The following is an 18,881-nucleotide window of genomic DNA, read 5'->3' on the forward strand; positions in this document are numbered from 1 at the left end:
TTCGTATTCATAGCGCGATAGCAGCTTCCACTACAGTCCGTTGACAACGCATTCTTTAATGTATACGCAAATAAATGCAATAATAAACGCAAAGTTGTTTGGGAGGACTTGGAAATGAAACGAAAACTAGGGCGGTTGGTGGCCGCAGCGGTGTTGGCGACCGGTATTACAGGGACGGCGTCTGCGCAGGATTACCCCTATCGTGATATCACCACAGCTGTGGTCTGGGGGGCCGGTGGCGGGACGGACACAATCAACCGTATGATCATGGCTGAGATGGAAAAACACCTTCCGGTCTCGATCAATGTTATCAATCAAACAGGTGGTGTCGCGGGTTCCAACGGTATGGTCTACGTCATGAACCAACCGGACGATGGCTACACATTGGTTGGCCTGTCAGAGTCTAACGTCACCGCTGCCGTGCAGGGTGGGTGGGATAAGAAATTCGACTTTTGGTATCCGTTTATTGTTGGCGGATCGCCTGATCTGATCTCGGTCCCGGCAGACAGCCCTTACAATACTCTGGAAGAACTGGTCGACGCTGCGAAAGCTGCTCCTGGGACTATTCCGGCTGCGGCTTCCGGTGCAGGTTCGATCCACCACTTGAATCTTCTCGCCATCGAGAAAGGGTCGGGGGCAGAATTCAAGTTTGTTCCATACAAAGGCTCGGCGCCAGGGCAGGAAGCGGCGATAGCAGGCGAGGTTGCGTTGGTTGTGACCTCCCTAGCTGAGCAAGCCCCCTTGATCGAGGGTGGCCAGCTGAAACCGCTCGCGATGCTGACACCCGAAGAAGCGCAAATCGCAGGGGCAACGGTGCCTTCCGCCTTCGGCATTTATGACGGTCTCGATCAGTATCTGCCGCTTAAACAAGCAATCGGATTTGCTGTTCACAGCTCGGCCGGGGATGAGGTTAAGGCCGCGCTTGGTGATGCGTTCGAGCAAGCAATTGCCTCTGACACCGTCGCCGAATGGGCCTCAGCAAACAATTATGATGTCGGTGGTCAACACGGGGAAGAAGCTCAAGAGCTGTTTGCCAACCTTGAGGCTACCTTTGCCTATACCTTGCAAGATCTAGGCGCTGCCACGGTCGATCCGGCCTCGCTGGGTATCGAGAAGCCCTGATCCGATCACTTTTGAAAGGGCGCGCCTGATCGCGCCCTTTCCATTAGGAGGCAGGCATGGACAAGTCTGACGAAACGCTGGTCATGCGAACACGCGATTTTTGGGCCGCGATTGTTCTTATTGTCGCGTCCGTCTTTTTCCTTTGGAAGACGTCGGACATCTCGCTTTGGGGTGAAAACCGCGCAGGTGTAAGTGGATCGGATTGGTACAACTCGGCTGCAATTGTACCGCTGTTTATCTTCGGAGGGTTGCTTGTGTTGTCCTTCGTCTTGCTAGCCATTTCGATCCGTTCAGGTGGAGCTCAAAACGCGCTTAGCGCTATGCGTATCGGATGGGATAAGTCGGAAGCCTATCGAGCTTCAACAATAGGCCTGATCCTTCTTGCATATGTCTTCGGGCTCGTTCCCAGAGTGGACTTCATTCTGTGTTCTGGGTTGCTGATTACAGCTTTGACTTACGGCTACTACGGAGGTCGGGCGCGGCGTGCTTTGGTGGCGTGCTTTGCAGTAATTGCTGCAGGACTGTTTGCCTTCATCGGCTTTCCGGCACAGATGGATTGGAATGCGCACGGCGATGATTGGTTCACGCTGATCCTGTGGATCGTATTGACGCTGTTGGTGCTGGCCAAAGCGACTACCGAACGCGTTTTGCGCTACGTTCCATTGGTGGCAATACTTGCCCCGCTCATCCTCGTTTGCGCGATGGCCTTTGTTTTCCGGCAGAACGTGCCCGCGCGCGGCGGGCTGATCTTCAAGCAAATCGAATACCACTACTACGTGACGCTTCGTCCGCTATGGAAAGACTGACCGGATGGACTTTTTTCTTTTGCAACTGGCTGGATTTGGGACTGCATTCTTTGGCCTGGCAGCGGACCCGCTGACCTATCTGTATTTGATTGCATCCGTGTTCCTGGGCATCACGTTCGGCGCATTACCCGGCCTTACGGCAACCCTGGCTGTGACGATCCTGACGGGTTTCTTCGGTAACAAAATCCCGCTCGACTATTCGCTCATCGCTTTGCTCGGGGCCTATGTCGGCGCAATTTACGGCGGCTCTTACCCGTCTATTTTGCTGAACATTCCGGGCACGGCAGCCAGCGCGGCGACGGCCATGGATGGATACCCACTGGCCAAAGCGGGTCGAGGGGGCGAAGCACTTGGGCTGACCACGACGGCCAGTTTCATTGGCACAGTTATCGGAACCATCACGCTTTTGATTTTTGTCTGGGCGCTGCTTTTGGTTTCAAAGAACATCGCAAGCCCGGAGAAAGCATTGCTGGCCCTGTTCGGCATTTTGCTTTCTGGCACTTTGATGAGCGAAGACCTGGTGATTAAGGGATGGATCGCCGGTCTGATTGGGCTTGCGATGTCCATGGTGGGCCTCGACCCTCTGTTGTCTGAGCCGCGCTATACTTTCGGTTGGTCTTACCTGATGAGCGGGTTTCAGGTTGTGCCAGTTTTGATGGGGGCCTTTGCCATACCCCAAATCATTGACGGTTTGAGGCACGTTGAGGCCGGGAAAGTTCTGGCCCTGAAAGGCCGCATTCTTCCGAACCTACGCTCCATCCGACGCTACCTGCCCACCATTGGCCGGTCAGGAGTGATTGGAACTGGGGTAGGAGCGCTTCCTGGCGTCGGCGAAGACGTCGCCGGTTGGGTCAGCTACGGTGTTGGCAAGACCGTTTCTGCCGAGGGCGACAAGTTTGGAAAAGGGTCATTGGAAGGTCTGCTGTGCTCTGAAACAGCAAATAACGCCTGCATTGGGGGCGCGCTGATCCCGCTTTTGGTTTTGGGCATTCCCGGTTCACCACCCGCCGCGGCTTTGATGGGGGCTTTCAAGATCAACAACGTGATCCCAGGTCCGACGATAGACCCCGAGATCATTCTGCGCGTGGTTGCAATTTTGGTGCTGGCCTCCCTGACAATGTTCTTAATGGGCCTGTTCACTGCTCGGGTCTTTATCAAAATACTCGCCATCCCGCAGACCATCTTCTTGCCCGTCGTTATGGTTCTGACAACCATTGGGTCTTTCAGCGTCGGCGGCGGCATCAATGATCTTTACCTGATGCTTGGCGTCGGCGCTGTTGCCTATTTCATGAACCTCATGAAGTACCCAATCGCGCCGTTGGTGATAGGCGTTATTCTGGGTAGCCTGTTTGACGAAACCTTCCGTCGGTCGCTGTTCCTGTCGGATGGGGATCTTTCGGTCTTCTTTTCTCGGCCTGGTGCGGCCATTCTGCTGGTGCTCAACATTGGTCTGATCCTCAGCCAACTGCCCGTCGCGAAACGCGCTTTCTCACGCCTAAAAGGAATTTCAGTCTGATGTTTGCGGTTACTGTCACCTTCACTCTCAAGCCCGGTAATAGAGATATCTTCTTGCCGCTTATGGTCGAAAACGCTTCAACTTCTTTGCGTGAAGAAATCGGATGCCGGCAGTTTGACGTATGTCTCGGCGACGATCCTGAGACAGTTTTTCTCTATGAGGTTTATGATGACAGCGTGGCGTTCTCTGCCCACCTAAAAAGCGCGCATTTTCAGTCCTTTGATACGGCAGTGGCTGATATGATCGCCACCAAGGTGGTTCACCAATATTCCGAGGTCATCCGATGAACGATTGGGAAATCCATGCCGTGAAATACGCGGATCGCAACGCCCGGACGCGAGCTGATAGTTTCATCATCGATGATAATCACGACGCTCCCCATGCGATGGACTATTTCGTTTGGGTGCTGAAACGCGGCAACAAAGTCATTCTGGTGGATACTGGCTACGACTCCGATGAGGCCGCCGCCCGTGGTCGTCCCATCGCGATGGACCCTCGCGAGGCTTTGCGACCCCTAGGCATTGCGCCGGAAGCGGTGACCGAGGTCATCGTGACCCATCTTCATTATGACCACGCAGGGGGGCTGCATATGTTCCCCAACGCGAAGTTGCATATGCAGTCGGCGGAAATGGCCTTCGCTACAGGTCCCTGCATGTGCCACGATCACCTGCGTGCTCCTTTCACGGCTGGCCATGTCTGCGAGGTCGTAAAGCGTCTCTATTCGGGCAAAGTCGTGTTCTACGACGGAGAAGCCGAGATTGCAGATGGGGTCACGGTGCACTGCATCGGTGGGCATTCGCGCGGGTTGCAATGCGTGCGCATAAGAACGGCGGCCGGGTGGATGGTGCTCGCCTCTGATGCCTCGCATTATTACGAGAATTTCATGGCGCGCAAAGCCTTTCCTATCGTTGTCGACCTGCAAGACATGATGGACGGCTTCAATACACTCGAGAGGTTGGCCTCGCATCCTAGGCTTATCGTGCCCGGCCACGATCCACTTGTGCGCGCGGTATTTCCCGTAGGCGCGGCACCGCATATCCATAGGCTGGATCCAGGGCCGACGCGGGACATTGAACTATGAAAATCGGTGTCATAGCGGACGATTTTACCGGTGCGAGCGATATTGCGAACACCTTGGCGAAGGGCGTTGAGCCAGAAGGTGGGTTACGAACGGCTCAGTTTCCGGGTATTCCGACGACCCCAGCCAACGAAGAGATCGAAGCGGGCGTCATCTCGCTCAAGAGCCGCACTGCACCGGTCAAGGAAGCCGTTGCAGACAGTCTGAGTGCCTTGAGGTGGCTCGTGGGCCAAGGATGCCAGCAGTTCATCTTCAAATATTGCTCGACATTCGATTCCACGATGGAAGGAAATATCGGCCCAGTTGCGGAAGCGCTGGCTAGTGAACTGAGTGCGCAAAAGGTGATTTTCTGCCCGGCCTTTCCGACAACGGGACGCACGGTCTATCACGGTCATCTTTTTGTGCTCGGCAGGCTGTTGAACGAGTCCGGGATGGAAAATCACCCTCTTACTCCGATGACGGATGCCAACATTAGGCGTTGGTTGCAGCATCAGACCCAAGAAGCGGTTGGGTCGGTGTCAATTGACGCCGTGAAGCAGGGACCAGAGGCGATTTCTGATGCGTTGCAGAACGCAAACGAACGCTTTGTGATCGGTGATGCGATTTCGGATGAAGATTTGTTGGCCTGGGGCGAAGCTCTAAAGGATGCCAAGCTCATTACTGGGGGATCGGGTATAGCGCTGGGTCTACCAAGAAACTTCCTGAGAGAGGCTTCATCCAAAAGTGTTGGCATTGCGTTCACTGGTATCGCAGGGCCCGCCGCTATCCTGGCAGGGTCTTGTTCAGGTGCGACACGCGGGCAGATCGATGTTCATGCGGAATCCAATCCGACGTTCGTCATTGATGTTCCAGGTGTCATGTCCGGGGGTGTGACCACGCAAACGCTTCTGGATTTCTTTGAAACGCATCCGGGTCAGGCGCCGCTCGCGTATTCATCAGGAAGCCCGGATGATGTGCGCGCGATACAAAACAAATTCGGTCAGGACGCTGTGGCGGAAAAGCTGGACAATCTCTTTGCGGATACAGCACGAGAACTTGTTCAGAAGAGCTACAAGCGATTGGTGGTGGCAGGAGGGGAGACCTCGGGAGCTGTCGCCAAGGCTGTCTCTGAGGCACTGGGGTCTCCGGCCATGTCAATTGGGCCAGAGATCGACCCGGGCGTGCCAATCTTGAGCGTTGGAAAAACTGAACCCATTGTGTTGGCTCTAAAGTCTGGAAACTTCGGCGCTCCGGACTTTTTCGCGAAGGCCCTCAGAATGATGGAGGTCGGTAAATGAGTTCTGAAGAACTGGCGCTGCGACAGCAGATGTCGGAACTGTGCGCCTCACTGTTTGCACGTGGCTTTTCCGTCGGCACTGCGGGCAATGTCTCTGCCCGGCTGCATAACGGAATCCTTATGACACCTACCAACTCGACTTTGGGGAATATCGATCCCGAGCGCATCGCCAAGATTGACTTGGATGGCAACCACGTCTCCGGGGACAAGCCGACCAAGGAAGTCTTTCTGCATCAAGCCTTCTATGAGACAAGACCAGAAGCGGGCGCCGTGGTTCATCTGCATTCGACCTGGGCCACCGCATTGTCGTGTCTGGAAGACACCGATCCAGACGACTGTATTCCACCGCTTACACCATACGTGGTCATGCGCGTCGGCACGGTCAAACTGGTTCCATACGTCAAGCCGGGTGATCCGAAATCAGGTGATCTGATCCGTAAACTGGGCGGCAAATTTAGTGCTGTTCTGTTGGCCAATCACGGACCAGTCGTATCGGGGAAGGACCTCTTCTCGGCGGTCTGTGCAGCAGAAGAGTTAGAAGAAACAGCCAAGCTGCTCGTGGCATTGCGGGACATGCCAACCCGAATGTTGGATGCAGCACAAGTCGCAGAACTCAAAGAGACTTTCGGAAGGATTTAATTCGACACCGAAATGGGGGCGTGCAAACTTTTGGGCAAATCGTGCAAAATTATGCGCAAATACGGCGCAAAGTTATGGGCAAGCACACTTGAATTTGATGAACGAAATCAACAGCAGGAGCGCAGCGTTATGAGCGCGCCTACCAGCAGTATAGGCGTGCGCATAGTATTTCGCGCACCTCATAAGTTTGCGTATTTTGCCAATAGTTTATCATCTTCATGTCTGACATCGCCCTCGCGACAAAGCTTTTGATTGGGTAAACTGCGCAATACGTCAAAGTTCACCGACTACTCGGCCAGGGAAATTTCGTGGTTGCTTTTAGCCATGTAAAACAAGACGAGGACGATTGGGCCGTCTTTGACTTGTTCCGGCTGGAGGGTGGAAAGATCGTCGAACATTTGATGTTCAGGACCAGATCGGCCCGAAAGAGACCTGGAACAACTCTGGCAAATTCTAGGGGAGTAGAGTGTAACGGCCTATCTGGCGGAGGCCGATGATGATTTCTTTCTCAGGCAAACGCGCGTTGATGCCGGGTCAACATTCCAGAAATCGAATGGTTGTCTTTGACTGAACCAGCGCGATAGTCTGATTGCATCTAAGGATTGGCGGAACATGTGTGGAGCTTTGAATGAACAGGTTGGTGTTATCAGCAATGGCATTGATCTCCACTGGCGCGGTGTGGGCCGCCGGTATGGAACGGTGGGGTGAATCCGGCGACTGGACAATTCTGATTGATGCCGAAAAGGGCAATGGCTGTCTTGCGTGGAAGCCCTTTGAAAATGACATGACCGTTGAAATCGGCGCAGCACCTAATCAGGACGGCGGCTTTTTTGCCGCTTTTAATCCAGCCTGGGTGCAAATCGAAGAAGGTGCGACCGGGATCGTACAGTTCGATTTTGGTGATGCGAGATTCGAAGGCGAAGCGGTGGGTGTCTACAAGAATGGCGTGCCCGGTGGTTACGCCTTTTTCGACAACCCGGCATTTGTAACCGAGTTTGGAAAACGCCAAAGCGTCACGATTATTGGCGAAAGCGGGGCCGAGGTTGAACTCGATCTCAGCGGGTCTGCCAAAGCCATTGAGGCCGTTCTGACGTGTCAGGCCGAACAGCCGGAACCACTAAAGAACTAGGTCGCGTCAGATCACTGCAATTGGTTGATATCAGGCACGCAGGGTTGCCTGTCGACAGGCATAGCATCTGCGCCGTCTGGAGCCTTGTTTCTGGACCCGCCTACATCCAGCTTGAACTTTGGCGACGAAAGTTGGCCAGTCACATCAAAGGGCCAAGCGCTTCTGGATAAGGGTTTGCCAACGCGCCGCGGCTCAGCTCTGATCGCAATGCTGTCGTTCAGCCAGTCCACTTGTCCTCTGGCCACCAATTGAACCGATCCCGTTTCAATGACGATAGAGTTTGAACTGACTCGCCCGGCTTGGATATTAACCGGGGCAACCACGCAAGTGATGTCGGTGTAGCCTTGTCTGAACTCCTCTGAAAACAGCCAGGGGAAAATTCCCAGCCCCGCCAGCTCCAATAGGCTGGTGCTGATATAGCCCTGCGACATCGACAAAGACGCGTTGCCGCGCATCGAGTTGATGAAGGCTTTGCCAGAGCTGGTGCTGCCAGAAACGTTGAACTCTCCGCTCAAACGGCCATAGGCATCAATACCGATTCCCAATTCATCAAGGATCTCCCCGAATTCCCATCCCGAGGTTGATCCCGACAATGAAAGCCAATCGGGTGAATCAATCAGATCCATGACCGCCCGAAGGCTGAAGTTTCCGCCACCGTAAGCCATCTGAAGGGGGCCGAAATCCACAGTTCCTTCTTTTGCTGACAATTGGCTTGAAACAGACGTTACACCTTGCTGGCCTACAATCTCTTTGAATTCGATCTGTACCTCGACGTCAGCTTCGCGTAGCACGCGCTGCACATCCAGAAGATCGGCAGGTTTCCCTTTTTCCTTTGGCAATACCAAGGGCTGCACGTCTGTCTCCTTCGGTAAAACTAAAGGTTGCACTTCGGCTTCAGGTTCTTTTGACGTCTCCCCTACCAGACTTTTCAGTTGGTTCAGCACGGCAGTCAGGTTCTTCAGGTCGTTGAGATCGAGCTTTTCGCTCGTGATGTTGCCCCGAACAACAGAAGTGCCCTCGGGGAAATTTGCGTTCAAAGTCGCAAGGAGATGCGAAGACCCGGCTTCGAACTGGATTGCGGCATCAAAGTCCTCGCCCTGTTTGGAGGTTTCAGCATCGATAGCTAGTGCCCCGAGCTCGACAGGTTGTAGATTAACTGCTGTCAGAAACTCGACGCTGTCGTCGACATCCAATTCTACATCAAAATCGAGACCGGCCAGCCCTTTTAGCTCGTTGACGGATAGTGCAAGATCAAGCGCCCATAGATCGGTGTCGTAAGTGGTCGCGTTAAACCTGTTGAGAGAAACCGACCCGCCCGCATTGGATACGTTGAAGTCGGCTTTGATGCCGCCGAATTGGTCAACGTAATCTTTATCGAGGTTGGGCAAAATCAACTTGGCGGGCCCGTTTAGCTCCCCATCGAAAGTCACGTCCTGAAGCTGAAGCAGATCGAGGATTTCACCTTCGGCTTTCAGGACAGGCTCTTCAATTGGACCGGCTTGTAGCGCAATGCCCAGCATGGCGAGCCGTCCGTCTGGCATGCGGCGAATACTTTCGATTGAGGCTGGGCCGATTACGTCCAGCCCTTGGTCAAATGCATTGGTTTGGAACAGCAACTTCTCGAATTCGAAGGAAGCCAGAGATCCGACCATGTGCATTTCAAAGCCGGTGAATTTCAGCTCTTGGATACGTTTTGCTGCAGGCGGCGGCTGTCCTTCGGGATGAAGCCGTGCGTTGAAAAACAGATCGACGCCTTGCGCGGTGTAGAGGTCATCTATTGCGCCCTCAGCTTCGAGCTTCTGCCCATCTTCCAGGCTGACGGTGGTCTTAAACGCCTCGATCTTCAGAGCGTCCTGAGACACAAGCTCTGCTTGCAGCTGACCATTGCCTTCCAGAACGCGTTCCAATCCTATGACATCTAGAAAGTCACCGAATTCTCCGGTGTCCATCTCCAATACAGCCCGATAGCCGCCCCCTTCGTCTGCCGATAAGGGCTCGCCATCGTAGCTGACGGTTATTTCTCCGAAATTGGCCCGTGTGGTAAACGGTGCGTCATGGGGGTAGTCGCCTACGATTTCGAAGCCTTGACCGTTGACGGAGCCGGAACCAGAGACCTTTGTTCTTTGTCCATTATCTACTTGTTCGAGCGCGAGTGACTGAAGGTCAAACACAAATGAGAAGCCCGAGACCTTGTCGTCGATGTTTAACCCGATTGACGTGAAGCTGACGTTCTTGTCGCTCAGGAAGTTCAGGATTCCGCTGCCTTCTGTGTCGTTCTCATTGGTACTATCAGCGCTAGCAACGTCTTTTGGACCATCCGCTGATACAGTTTCCTCGGACAGTGGTTTGGGTGTTGGCCTGTCTTTTCGCCAGCTTGTGGTGCCGTTTTCGGCCGTAAGAATATTTGCTTGGAGGCCTTCCACGACGAGATTGTCAAAATGCAGACGCCCGTTGGTCAAGGCGATAATATCCAACTCCAATTCTAACAGGTTCAATTCTACAAGAGGTGACTCCGGCATTGTCAGGCTCGGGATAACCACCCCGCCGACGTAGATGTGACTAACGCGCCCAAGCGCGACGCTTACATCATCGTTCACTAGAAGGGGCCGACCAATTTGTTCTGAAAGAACTTTTTCTACAAGGTCGCGCCGCATGTCCGAGAACATCGGAGCCGCAAGCAACAACCAAACAAATGCGACCGTTGTTAAAGCGAGAATTGCGACAAGCCCAATTATTCTAATAAGCCAAACCTTCATGCGCTCCCCTATCGCCGCTTTCGCCGTTCAGTCTTTCACGAGCAGCAATTTAGCCCACCAGCTTGAACGCTCGTTCTGAACCATATTCTGATCAATTGGCTCGTGTCACTAATCGTCTCTGGTAGCCCCGCCAGTCGCCTTGATCCTTCCCATCAATACACTTTCCCTATTGGTTGAAGCCTCTTCGGAAGTCTGGATTGGTCCAAAAGTCTGAACGTCATCGACCTTCATAGTGAACGCAGCCTTCATGAGGACAGTACCATCAACAACCAGCATTTCTTTCTGCGTCGGCTCGATCCTGATTTGACCAGTTACAACGATGGGTTCGTAGACTGTCGATGGCGTCCATGAATCGCTTAGGTGCAAACGCACCATCTGGTTCGGAGGTGGAGGTGGTACGTGGCTGCACATTCCACGTTCCGGCACGATATATGCCATTTGGGAACCATCTTCGTCGCGGGGTGCCGGGATCACAAACCCGCCCAATGAAACGATCATGCCGTCGATGTCGATGTTAGCGGCCGTGCCCGCCTTCTCACGTCTTTCCATCACAATCCAGCGTTGGGAAATCAGCCAGTTCGCATCAACGCGTTCCTCAGCAAGAGTTGCTTCGGTCGCCTCGATATCCACTTGAAGCTGGTCCAACAGCTCTGGCGACGACCCGCCTTTTTCTTGCTGCGCGCGCAACCGGACCAATTTTCGAAGCGTGTTAAGCTGTTTGCCCGTCAATTCGACGAATGGATCTTCGTAGTTCTGAGCAGTTTCATCGATCAAGTCAGCCCATTCGATACGTGTAACTTCTGAGTGAACCGGCAAAGCCAAGAAAAATGCGAGAACTGTTGGAACAAGTGTCAGTTTGGCTCGAATTCTCATTTTGAGAAGTTCCCATTTGTAGAGCTAGGGATGCGCGGGGTGCCGAGGTAAATTCACCCCGCGCGACACTCAATCGAGTGTATTCTTGTAGATCACACCATCTTTCATGATCAGGTCGATGTTGTTGGTGTAGTCGACCAGGATCTCGGCATCCTCGACCGGGTTTCCCTCGACCAGCAGCAGATCGGCGTACGCGCCCTGTTCGATCACGCCCAGCGGACCTGCTTGATAGGGGTTGAGTTTTCCTGACAGTGCCAGAAGTGCGGCCGATTTTGACGTGGCTTGTTGCAGGATTTCGTACGAAGTCCACGCCTCCAGCCGGTATTTGAACTCATCATTCTGCTTGGTCAGAGCCACCGGGTCGCCGATGATATCGGTCGAGAATGCGACGTTTTCGATCTCGTATTCTTTCAACAATTTCATCTGATTGCGCGCACCGGCCTGAACATCAAGAAACTTGGGCGCTGCAGCGGGGCCAAGCGCCTTTTTGACAACTTCCTCGTCAAGCCCAAGCAGAGAATAGAACGGGACAATCCAGGCGCCAGACTCCTTGATGGCTTGCGCCGATACTTCAGTCATCAGTTGCCCATGTTCTATGCTGATGACGCCCGCTTCCAGTGACCGCAGGATCGAGTCGTCGTTATAGGCGTGGACCATGACATAGGTCCCCCAATCAGCCGCCGCGCGAACCGATGCCTCCAACTCTTCTGGCAATCCTTGAACGGTGTGCAACGGATCAACCGAAGATGACACACCACCGCCTGCCATTACCTTGATCTGCACCGCGCCCATGCGCAGTGCTTCTCGCGTTGCCCGCAGTACTTCGGGCACGCCATCGGCCAGGAACTCGACGTGCTGGTTAAAGAAAGACGGCTGCGCCCCCATGAAGTTCGGGTGGGGTTCGGTGTAGACCCGATGCTCGCCATGTCCGGAAGTCTGCGAAATGACTGGCCCTGATGCATAAATCCTTGGCCCCACGGCCTTACCGCGGTCTATAGCTTTTTGCAGACCAATTGCCGGGCCGCCCGCGTCCCGAACGGTTGTGAACCCACGCAGCAGCATTTTCTCGGCTTCAATTGTGGAAACCGCGCCCCAGTACATCCAGTCAAAGTTGTCCCTCAAATCTGCGACGGGCTCGGTGATTGCCATATGCACGTGGGCATCGATCAAGCCTGGCATCAGTGTTCGACCTCCGCCGTCAATGATCTGAGCATTGGCGACGGCCAACGGTTCTGACGACACTTCTGCGATCAGGTTGTCCACGACCAGAACGTTTGCGTTCTCAAGTCGCTGTTCATCGACACCGTTAAACACGTGCACGTTGGTAAATAGGATCGGAAAGCTCTCTTCCTGCGCAAAACCCTGGCCCGCGATTACCAGGCTTGCAGAAAGGGCTGTCGTGGCCACGATGCGTTTGAGTTTCGGCGTCATCGAAGTTCTCCAAATACGAATCATAGATGTATATTTCTGAATGTGATTTTAGAGTGATCGCCGAATATTGCCTGACATTATGGCAGATTTCGCCAAACTGATTTGGCATTCTGCAAGCTTTTGGCGCCTTTTTGTGTGCTTACTGTCTTTCTGTCGTTACCTTCATGATATTTGAGGGCGACATGGACGCATTTGACCAAAACACAAAGAAGGCCTTGCCGTTGGTTCGGGCATCGGTTGCTGCACCCGTAGTAGCTGCTTTGCGCGGCGCCGGTGTTGAACCGTCCTTCGTTCTAGACCCTCTGGGCGTAAGCGAATCCCAAGTGATGGATCGCCAGAATATCTTGCCACACGAGACGATCTATAAAATCCATCAAGCCGTTGCTGATGCAACAGCACCGGACTTCTGCGCGCAAGTTGGTCAATCAATTGACCTTGTTCGGTTTTTACCTCTTGGTGACATGTTGGCCGAGGCATTGACGCTGGGCGACTTTTTTACGCGCTACACTCAAGCCGTCTCGAAAGAATCCAACGCTGTCACGCAATCGCTGCTAGTGGAAGGCGAGCATGCTTATTTCAGTGCCAAGCGGAACTTCAACATTTCGGTTTCCCCCGGACAGACTGACGCATTTCTGGCGAGCATTTGGATATCACTACTGCACCGGGTTATAGATTTCAGGTGGGATCCGAGCCAAATCATTTTACGGGTAAGCGAACCAGACGTGCTACCTAGGCACTTTCATGGTGTTCAAGCCATCAAGTGCAGCCCACAGGGATTTTCGATCAGGTTTCCCTCAATCTGGCTGAGCCATCAGTTGCTATCGGAAACACTGGAAAACCCGTCAGACCAGACAGGCGCTACCCCCGAGCAGCGTGCGCCTCAAGATTTCTTAACCGGGCTTCAGGGCCTGATCCGAATTCATCTTGGCGAACCAGGATTTGGTGTAAACGAACTGGCGCGCCTGTGCGGTTTCCACCGGGAGACATTGAACAATCGGCTGGCCCCTTACGGGCAATCGGCCTCTCAGGTCATATCTGGCGTCAAACTGGAAGAAGCAAAGAAGCTGCTGGGTCCAGCAGGAAAGTCCGTTAGTGAGACCGCACTGCGGCTTGGCTACGCAGACCCCACTGCGTTTTCGAGGGCCTTCCGAAAATGGTCAGGAATGTCACCGTCAGCTTATAGAAATTTGGTGAAGGGGCGGGCCTGACCATCTCGGTGCCAATGTCGATCGAGGTTTTTGTGCTCACCACAAGATTGCACCAATTAGTGGTTTTAAATGCTCGGCAGGAAGATCGCTGAACTAATCCCAAGTAATTGTCAGTGACCTTGCATCCTTCTTGTTGGGCTTGAATTTCGTTCATCGAAGTGCACTTTTGATTGGAAAATAACGATTTTATTTGAGTGGTTTGCACGACGCCGTCGACATCCCAGCGTCCTGTCCTTTGATCATGCCGACGACCTGCGGTTCCGTGAAATAGCTCTTTCGCATTCGTTTGATTCTTCAAAAGGTTGAGCAAACTCTACATTAGAACGAGGGACGATTAGGGTGGCAGATCACCAGGGGCGCAGCTTTGCTGCGGCTGACTTGTCATGCCATCAGCAGCAAACGGCATTGAACGAGTATCCAAGCGAATTGGCTCCCTTTCCCGCCCAATATTTTACCATGGCTACACTCGCTTGAATGTTTAGGGCTCAGCCGTCAGCCTTTTGGCTCCCAACCAGCGTCTTTCATTGCCCGCCCGAGTTCCTCGCCGTGTTTGGGATCAGCGAACAGTCTTTGAAAAAGTAAATCAACGCGACTTTCGGGCCATTCGCGCGAAAGTTTTTTTGACAGGGTCTGCGCTTCGGCGACGTTGCCCAGCATCTGATGTGCCGCCATCAAGTAAGCGACCGAGACGGGCCCAACCGGGCCTCCCTTTTCGGCCACGTGTTCGAAGGTGGATACTGTGCCTTTGTAATCCTTGAGGTGGAACTTTGCAGACCCCATCGCATTTTGAAACACGTATCCCCTCTCTAGATCGATTTTCGAGAGCGCCTCTTTGCTGATGGAAACAACGTGCTCAAATGAGCCCGAATAGAGAAGGATCAGCGAGACGAATTCCAGCACGTGCACATCATTCGGGGCCAAGCGGCGCGCTCTCTCCGCAAAGTTCTTGGCTTCTGGCCAATTGCCTTTAGCGAATTCAACCCACGCCTTGGCAGCTTGGCTCCAACCTGTTTCAGGTGCCTGCTCGAGCGCCATTAGGGACTGACTGTCTGCGTAGGCAAGCATGTCGCGGGTCAGGTCCGGATCCGGTGTAACCACTGCCATTGTCGCGGCGACCTGGGCAGCTCCGGCATATCCGCCGAAATAACCGGGGTCATTCTTGATTGCACCTTCGAACATGATCAGAGCGGCATTCAACCGTGCGGGCTCCAGGGCAGGAAAAATCAGATCCCGACCTGAATTGGCGAGGTTTACAGCTTCAAGCCGCATTGGGGATGCATCGAAAATGGCGCTGCGCTCATCTGGGCTAAGGCCATCCAGCATTGATTGACCCGGCGCGTCCCTTTTGGGCGATGTCAGCATAAGTACCGTAGCGAACCCGACTAGAACGACAATCCCTGCTGCGCCAATGGCCGGACGATGCCATGCGCGGGCCTTGATATGCGGCGCCACTGGACTGTCAGGCATGCCCCCGCTGGGTACCCTTACTGTTATCTGAGGCGCATACCCCCCCTTGGGTAAGTCGAACAGTGTGTCCTCATTCCGGCCAGCGTCGGCATAGTACTCTGACAGCTTGCGCCTCAGGCGACCGGCGTCCACGCGTACAACGTTTTCACGGCGCGCCATCTCGGACATCGTTCCCCCATACACATCCATAGCGATGGTCTTCGCCCGGATATCATCGGCTCTGCCCCTCAGAGACTCTTCGACCACATAGATCAGAAAGTCCTGTAGTCGCTGTGAACCCGCAAAGGTGGAAGATTTGACAAGTCGCTGCAGCGCCGCCCGCACATCTTTGGCGTCCGGCGTCTGGTCCTTATTCACAGTCGGTGATGTATTTCCAGATATCTTCATGATTACAGCAGGTTAGACCTATGATTAAACCGTATTATGCCCCGATAAACCTTTTGTGAGAAGAAAATTCCGCGAACAGTTTGGGAACCATGTCGATCCAACAAACGAGCGTCAGAATTGAAAGGCTGTTCTCTTGATTCAGAATTTCCCGACCACCGATCCGCCATTGCGGATCTTCGGCGCGTGGATGCGGTGTTCGATGAGATTTGCCGTGACTACCAGCTTTTGTGTGCGGAGCATCTGTCAATGAATTCTGAACCCGGAAGTCGGTCATATCAGATTACCTGCGATATCCGCGAAACCCTAAGCGGTCTTCGGGGTGAAATCGCTCAGGCGCTTCGGCGCGCAGGAAAGATGTAATTCAAAAATGGGGAAGGGATACCGATGAAATCACTGTTGCAACATGCTTCGGTCATGGTGCTAATGGCTGGCGCCAGTTCGGCTCAGGACATGCCGCCCATCATTCATGATGGAGAGTTTCAGTTTCTTCGCGCGCAGTTCGGCGAAGAATGGGACGCTCAGGATGCGGAAATTGAAGCAAAACTTGCCGAGATCCGCGAAGCCAAAGGCGGGCAGCCCCCCAATTTTCTATATATTTTGATTGACGATGTAAGCTTTGGTCAGATGGGCAACCGGACGATGAACTACGTTACCGGTTTCGATACTCCCAACATCAACGACTTTGCCACGGAAGGTATGTCGTTGATGAGAATGTATACCGAGCCATCCTGCACTCCGACACGAACGGCGATGTTGACCGGTCGTCATCCCGTGCGTGCGGGCGTGGAAGAGGTCAAAGTCGCGCTGGTCGGCGAGGGGCTTGCGGCTGAAGAAGTTACCATCGCTGAAATTCTGAAAGAAAAAGGATACAACACGTCGCATGTCGGGAAGTGGCATCAGGGCGACATCGAGGAAGCTTATCCGCATAATCAGGGTTTTGACTGGGCGGCATTTCCGTTGCATCAGCAGGTCCAACTTAGCCTGATGACACGGGATGCAATGGTGGCCAACAATATGCTTGGCTTTCATCCGTCGGGGCAGTCCAACCAGTTCCAGTTGGATCAGCGTTTCAAGCCATACGGCCTTGTAACTGGGGTTGAAGGCCAGGCCGGTGGGATTGCTCGGGAAGTCGACATGGCGCCCGGCGAGGAATGGACACAGGCGAAATATGAAGAAATGAACCTGCGCTACCAGCGTCAGGCATTGGAGCAGTTAGAGCAGTTGGCCGCGCAGGATTCCCCGTTCTTTATGCAATACTGGCCGCTTTACCCGCTGAATTTTGCTTATCCTGATCAAGCCGTTTCAAGAAATGGTGGTTTCCATGCTGACAAGTTGCAGGTTTTGGATGGCTGGATCGGCGAAGTTTTGGACAAACTGGATGAAACGGGTGAGGCGGACAACACCGTTGTCATGATTATGGCTGACAATGGCTTGATGTATCATTACGAGGGTACTTCGGGACTGAACCAGTTGATCTATCGCGGGGGCAAGACCCAACACCTTGAAGGTGGTGTGCGCACGGATGCGTTCATCCGGTGGCCCGGTGCAATTAAGCCGGGCAGCGCGGCGGGCGACATCGTGCATGTCTCGGATCTGTTCACAACCTTCGCGCGCATTGCAGGTGCGACTGACCAAATTCCGCGCGACCGTGTGATTGACGGGATCGACCAGACCGCGCTGTTGCTTGAAGGCGAGGGTAATTCCCGCCGCGACTATGTTTATGTTTACGAAGGGCCGGTATTGCGCTCGGTGGTCAAGCAAGAGTTCAAGATGCATCTGGCTGCCCCCGGTCAACCCGGCGCTGCAGCGCCTGTGTTCAACGTTTACCGCGATCCACGGGAAGAGCATCCGCTTGTCGGGTATTCGTTGTGGTCGGGGGCGTCTTTCCAGGACATGGTAAAGCGTCATCAGAAAACCATTGCCGAACATCCGCACCTGCCGCTTGGAAAAGGTATCCCCTATGAAGGGATCGAGAACCTGCGTCCCGAGAGCGAATTGACCCGAGAGATTTTCTCCAGCTGGCAGTGACAAACGCAGGGCGGTGGCAAATTGGCCGCCGCCGTCCCGATCGCCCAAAATCGCGTGGTTTAGATAAGGGCTCGTCGCTTGGTGGCAGGAGCTCGGCCAGAATAGAGCTCAAGGCACTCAGCTTCTGGAAAGAGGGCGCCTGGTCGGTTGGTTGTCGTCCGCAGGGTGGTAAAACTTACGGCCCCGGTGTTGCCGTTTGCGAAGCGGCAATGATCGGGCGCGCTTCTGATTGCCCGACAATCTGGGAACCAGGGTCGAACAGCGGTTTGAAAGTTAAAAGCGGCTAAATTCCAAGGAAACTTCTATGCAACATCTGCAATTACTCGTTGCCGTGGCGCTTGCGACGGCCCTAGTCGCAACACCTGCGCCTGTTCGCGCTCAATCTTTGCCCCCACTGGGACAGGATGAGAGGGGGTGGCGACACGCGGCTTCGGTCTTCCTGTTTGCACCCCTGCGTACCACCGGGACATCCACTGTTGCGGGGCAATCAGTAGAGCTTGATCTGGATATCGGAGACGTACTGGACGTGCTCGAGTTCGCGGCTTCAGGCCGGTATGAGGCATGGAATGGGAACTTTGGGATCATAGTTGACGCCAACTATGTCGGCATAGAGCGGGATACCACATTGCCCAGCCCTTTGGGCGCGCGCCTTGATGTCGATGTACGCCAAAAGTGGTTTAGTGTTCTTGGCGCGTTCCGGGTCATGGACGGCACATATGGTGACAGCAAGAAACGCTATGTAATCGACCTGCAGGGCGGGCTGCGATACAACTCTATTCGCCAGGAAATTGAGCTGACAAACCCAGGTCCGGTAAGCCCACCTGTGTTAGGCGGGGATCAGAATTGGATCGAACCTGTCTTTGGCGCACGCGGCATGTGGCGGCTGAACCAAAAATGGACCGGAATTGCATCGGTTGAGCTTGGCGGCTTCGGTACAGGAGGTAACGACCTCCAAATTGGCGCAAATGTTGGATTCGACTATCAGCCGTGGGAAAACACGGCGCTTACTTTTGGATATCGGTATTTTAGCGTCGACTACAGTGACACGCTGAGTTCCGGAGAATTTGCCTATGACGTCGACCAGCATGGGCCATATTTTGGCATCAAGTATTTCATTCAATAAGCAAGTGCACGACCTTCGCGACTGCGGGGTTTCAGACCTGCG

The 18,881-nt window shown here is 53.9% G+C and carries 16 protein-coding genes; 11 read left to right on the forward strand and 5 right to left on the reverse strand.

Going from position 1 to position 18,881, the window contains the following annotated elements:
- Positions 1–114 precede the first annotated feature (114 nt).
- The 8 genes from AC2FF7_RS00255 (at position 115) to AC2FF7_RS00290 (ending at position 7,566) form a co-directional block, all read left to right on the forward strand.
- Positions 115–1,122, forward strand: coding sequence for a Bug family tripartite tricarboxylate transporter substrate binding protein (locus AC2FF7_RS00255; RefSeq protein ID WP_496905006.1), 1,008 nt, complete (start codon positions 115–117; stop codon positions 1,120–1,122).
- Between the two features lie 56 nt (positions 1,123–1,178).
- Positions 1,179–1,928 carry a hypothetical protein gene (locus AC2FF7_RS00260; RefSeq protein ID WP_496905007.1) on the forward strand — a complete coding sequence of 250 codons (750 nt, stop codon included), beginning with the start codon at positions 1,179–1,181 and terminating at the stop codon, positions 1,926–1,928.
- A 4-nt stretch (positions 1,929–1,932) separates the two neighbouring features.
- Positions 1,933–3,444 carry a tripartite tricarboxylate transporter permease gene (locus AC2FF7_RS00265; protein WP_480868622.1) on the forward strand — a complete coding sequence of 504 codons (1,512 nt, stop codon included), beginning with the start codon at positions 1,933–1,935 and terminating at the stop codon, positions 3,442–3,444.
- Positions 3,444–3,731: a putative quinol monooxygenase gene (locus tag AC2FF7_RS00270; RefSeq protein WP_480868620.1), complete on the forward strand. Its 288-nt coding sequence runs from the start codon at positions 3,444–3,446 to the stop codon at positions 3,729–3,731. Before AC2FF7_RS00265 ends, AC2FF7_RS00270 begins: the two co-directional genes overlap by 1 nt.
- Entirely contained in the window at positions 3,728–4,525 is a 798-nt protein-coding gene (locus tag AC2FF7_RS00275) for an N-acyl homoserine lactonase family protein (protein WP_496905008.1), read from the forward strand. Before AC2FF7_RS00270 ends, AC2FF7_RS00275 begins: the two co-directional genes overlap by 4 nt.
- Positions 4,522–5,799: a 3-oxo-tetronate kinase gene (gene otnK / locus AC2FF7_RS00280; protein ID WP_480868616.1), complete on the forward strand. Its 1,278-nt coding sequence runs from the start codon at positions 4,522–4,524 to the stop codon at positions 5,797–5,799. The genes AC2FF7_RS00275 and otnK overlap by 4 nt, the downstream gene beginning before the upstream one ends.
- Positions 5,796–6,437: a 3-oxo-tetronate 4-phosphate decarboxylase gene (gene otnC / locus AC2FF7_RS00285; RefSeq protein ID WP_496905009.1), complete on the forward strand. Its 642-nt coding sequence runs from the start codon at positions 5,796–5,798 to the stop codon at positions 6,435–6,437. The genes otnK and otnC overlap by 4 nt, the downstream gene beginning before the upstream one ends.
- 652 nt (positions 6,438–7,089) lie before the next feature.
- On the forward strand, positions 7,090–7,566 hold the full coding sequence (locus AC2FF7_RS00290) for a hypothetical protein (RefSeq protein WP_234900820.1): 477 nt from the start codon (positions 7,090–7,092) through the stop codon (positions 7,564–7,566).
- An 11-nt stretch (positions 7,567–7,577) separates the two neighbouring features.
- Here AC2FF7_RS00290 and AC2FF7_RS00295 read toward each other — a convergent pair whose 3' ends face one another.
- The 3 genes from AC2FF7_RS00295 to AC2FF7_RS00305 form a co-directional block, all read right to left on the reverse strand.
- Positions 7,578–10,322, reverse strand: a complete 2,745-nt coding sequence (locus AC2FF7_RS00295; protein ID WP_496905010.1) for an AsmA family protein — start codon at positions 10,320–10,322, stop codon at positions 7,578–7,580.
- 108 nt (positions 10,323–10,430) lie between these two features.
- A complete protein-coding gene (locus tag AC2FF7_RS00300) occupies positions 10,431–11,195 on the reverse strand; it encodes a DUF3299 domain-containing protein (protein ID WP_496905011.1) in 765 nt (254 codons plus the stop codon).
- 69 nt (positions 11,196–11,264) lie between these two features.
- Complete coding sequence (locus AC2FF7_RS00305) at positions 11,265–12,626, reverse strand: metal-dependent hydrolase family protein (RefSeq protein ID WP_496905012.1); 1,362 nt, start codon at positions 12,624–12,626, stop codon at positions 11,265–11,267.
- Positions 12,627–12,952: 326 nt separating this feature from the next.
- Here AC2FF7_RS00305 and AC2FF7_RS00310 point away from each other — a divergent pair, with 326 nt between their 5' ends.
- Entirely contained in the window at positions 12,953–13,834 is an 882-nt protein-coding gene (locus tag AC2FF7_RS00310; RefSeq protein ID WP_496905013.1) for a helix-turn-helix domain-containing protein, read from the forward strand.
- Positions 13,835–14,326: 492 nt separating this feature from the next.
- Here the strand turns inward: AC2FF7_RS00310 and AC2FF7_RS00315 are convergent, their stop codons facing one another.
- Together AC2FF7_RS00315 and AC2FF7_RS00320 are read right to left on the reverse strand one after the other, a co-directional pair.
- Positions 14,327–15,658: a tetratricopeptide repeat protein gene (locus AC2FF7_RS00315; RefSeq protein WP_496905014.1), complete on the reverse strand. Its 1,332-nt coding sequence runs from the start codon at positions 15,656–15,658 to the stop codon at positions 14,327–14,329.
- 64 nt (positions 15,659–15,722) lie between these two features.
- A complete protein-coding gene (locus AC2FF7_RS00320; RefSeq protein WP_170755972.1) occupies positions 15,723–15,962 on the reverse strand; it encodes a hypothetical protein in 240 nt (79 codons plus the stop codon).
- Between the two features lie 110 nt (positions 15,963–16,072).
- Here AC2FF7_RS00320 and AC2FF7_RS00325 point away from each other — a divergent pair, with 110 nt between their 5' ends.
- Entirely contained in the window at positions 16,073–17,716 is a 1,644-nt protein-coding gene (locus tag AC2FF7_RS00325) for a sulfatase-like hydrolase/transferase (protein ID WP_496905015.1), read from the forward strand.
- A gap of 304 nt (positions 17,717–18,020) precedes the next feature.
- Positions 18,021–18,839: an outer membrane protein gene (locus AC2FF7_RS00330; RefSeq protein ID WP_496905016.1), complete on the forward strand. Its 819-nt coding sequence runs from the start codon at positions 18,021–18,023 to the stop codon at positions 18,837–18,839.
- Positions 18,840–18,881: the final 42 nt, after the last annotated feature.

The organism is Ruegeria sp. YTSC325 (assembly GCF_059609525.1).

Excerpts from the sequence above, each read along its gene's own strand:
- AC2FF7_RS00255 (WP_496905006.1), top strand. The coding sequence starts at position 115 with ATGAAACGAAAACTAGGGCGGTTGGTGGCCGCAGCGGTGTTGGCGACC.
- AC2FF7_RS00265 (WP_480868622.1), top strand. The coding sequence starts at position 1,933 with ATGGACTTTTTTCTTTTGCAACTGGCTGGATTTGGGACTGCATTCTTT.
- AC2FF7_RS00260 (WP_496905007.1), top strand. The coding sequence starts at position 1,179 with ATGGACAAGTCTGACGAAACGCTGGTCATGCGAACACGCGATTTTTGG.
- AC2FF7_RS00270 (WP_480868620.1), top strand. The coding sequence starts at position 3,444 with ATGTTTGCGGTTACTGTCACCTTCACTCTCAAGCCCGGTAATAGAGAT.
- AC2FF7_RS00295 (WP_496905010.1), bottom strand. The coding sequence starts at position 10,322 with ATGAAGGTTTGGCTTATTAGAATAATTGGGCTTGTCGCAATTCTCGCT.
- otnK (WP_480868616.1), top strand. The coding sequence starts at position 4,522 with ATGAAAATCGGTGTCATAGCGGACGATTTTACCGGTGCGAGCGATATT.
- AC2FF7_RS00300 (WP_496905011.1), bottom strand. The coding sequence starts at position 11,195 with ATGAGAATTCGAGCCAAACTGACACTTGTTCCAACAGTTCTCGCATTT.
- AC2FF7_RS00320 (WP_170755972.1), bottom strand. The coding sequence starts at position 15,962 with ATGACCGACTTCCGGGTTCAGAATTCATTGACAGATGCTCCGCACACA.
- AC2FF7_RS00305 (WP_496905012.1), bottom strand. The coding sequence starts at position 12,626 with ATGACGCCGAAACTCAAACGCATCGTGGCCACGACAGCCCTTTCTGCA.
- otnC (WP_496905009.1), top strand. The coding sequence starts at position 5,796 with ATGAGTTCTGAAGAACTGGCGCTGCGACAGCAGATGTCGGAACTGTGC.
- AC2FF7_RS00310 (WP_496905013.1), top strand. The coding sequence starts at position 12,953 with ATGGATCGCCAGAATATCTTGCCACACGAGACGATCTATAAAATCCAT.
- AC2FF7_RS00275 (WP_496905008.1), top strand. The coding sequence starts at position 3,728 with ATGAACGATTGGGAAATCCATGCCGTGAAATACGCGGATCGCAACGCC.
- AC2FF7_RS00325 (WP_496905015.1), top strand. The coding sequence starts at position 16,073 with ATGAAATCACTGTTGCAACATGCTTCGGTCATGGTGCTAATGGCTGGC.
- AC2FF7_RS00290 (WP_234900820.1), top strand. The coding sequence starts at position 7,090 with ATGGCATTGATCTCCACTGGCGCGGTGTGGGCCGCCGGTATGGAACGG.
- AC2FF7_RS00330 (WP_496905016.1), top strand. The coding sequence starts at position 18,021 with ATGCAACATCTGCAATTACTCGTTGCCGTGGCGCTTGCGACGGCCCTA.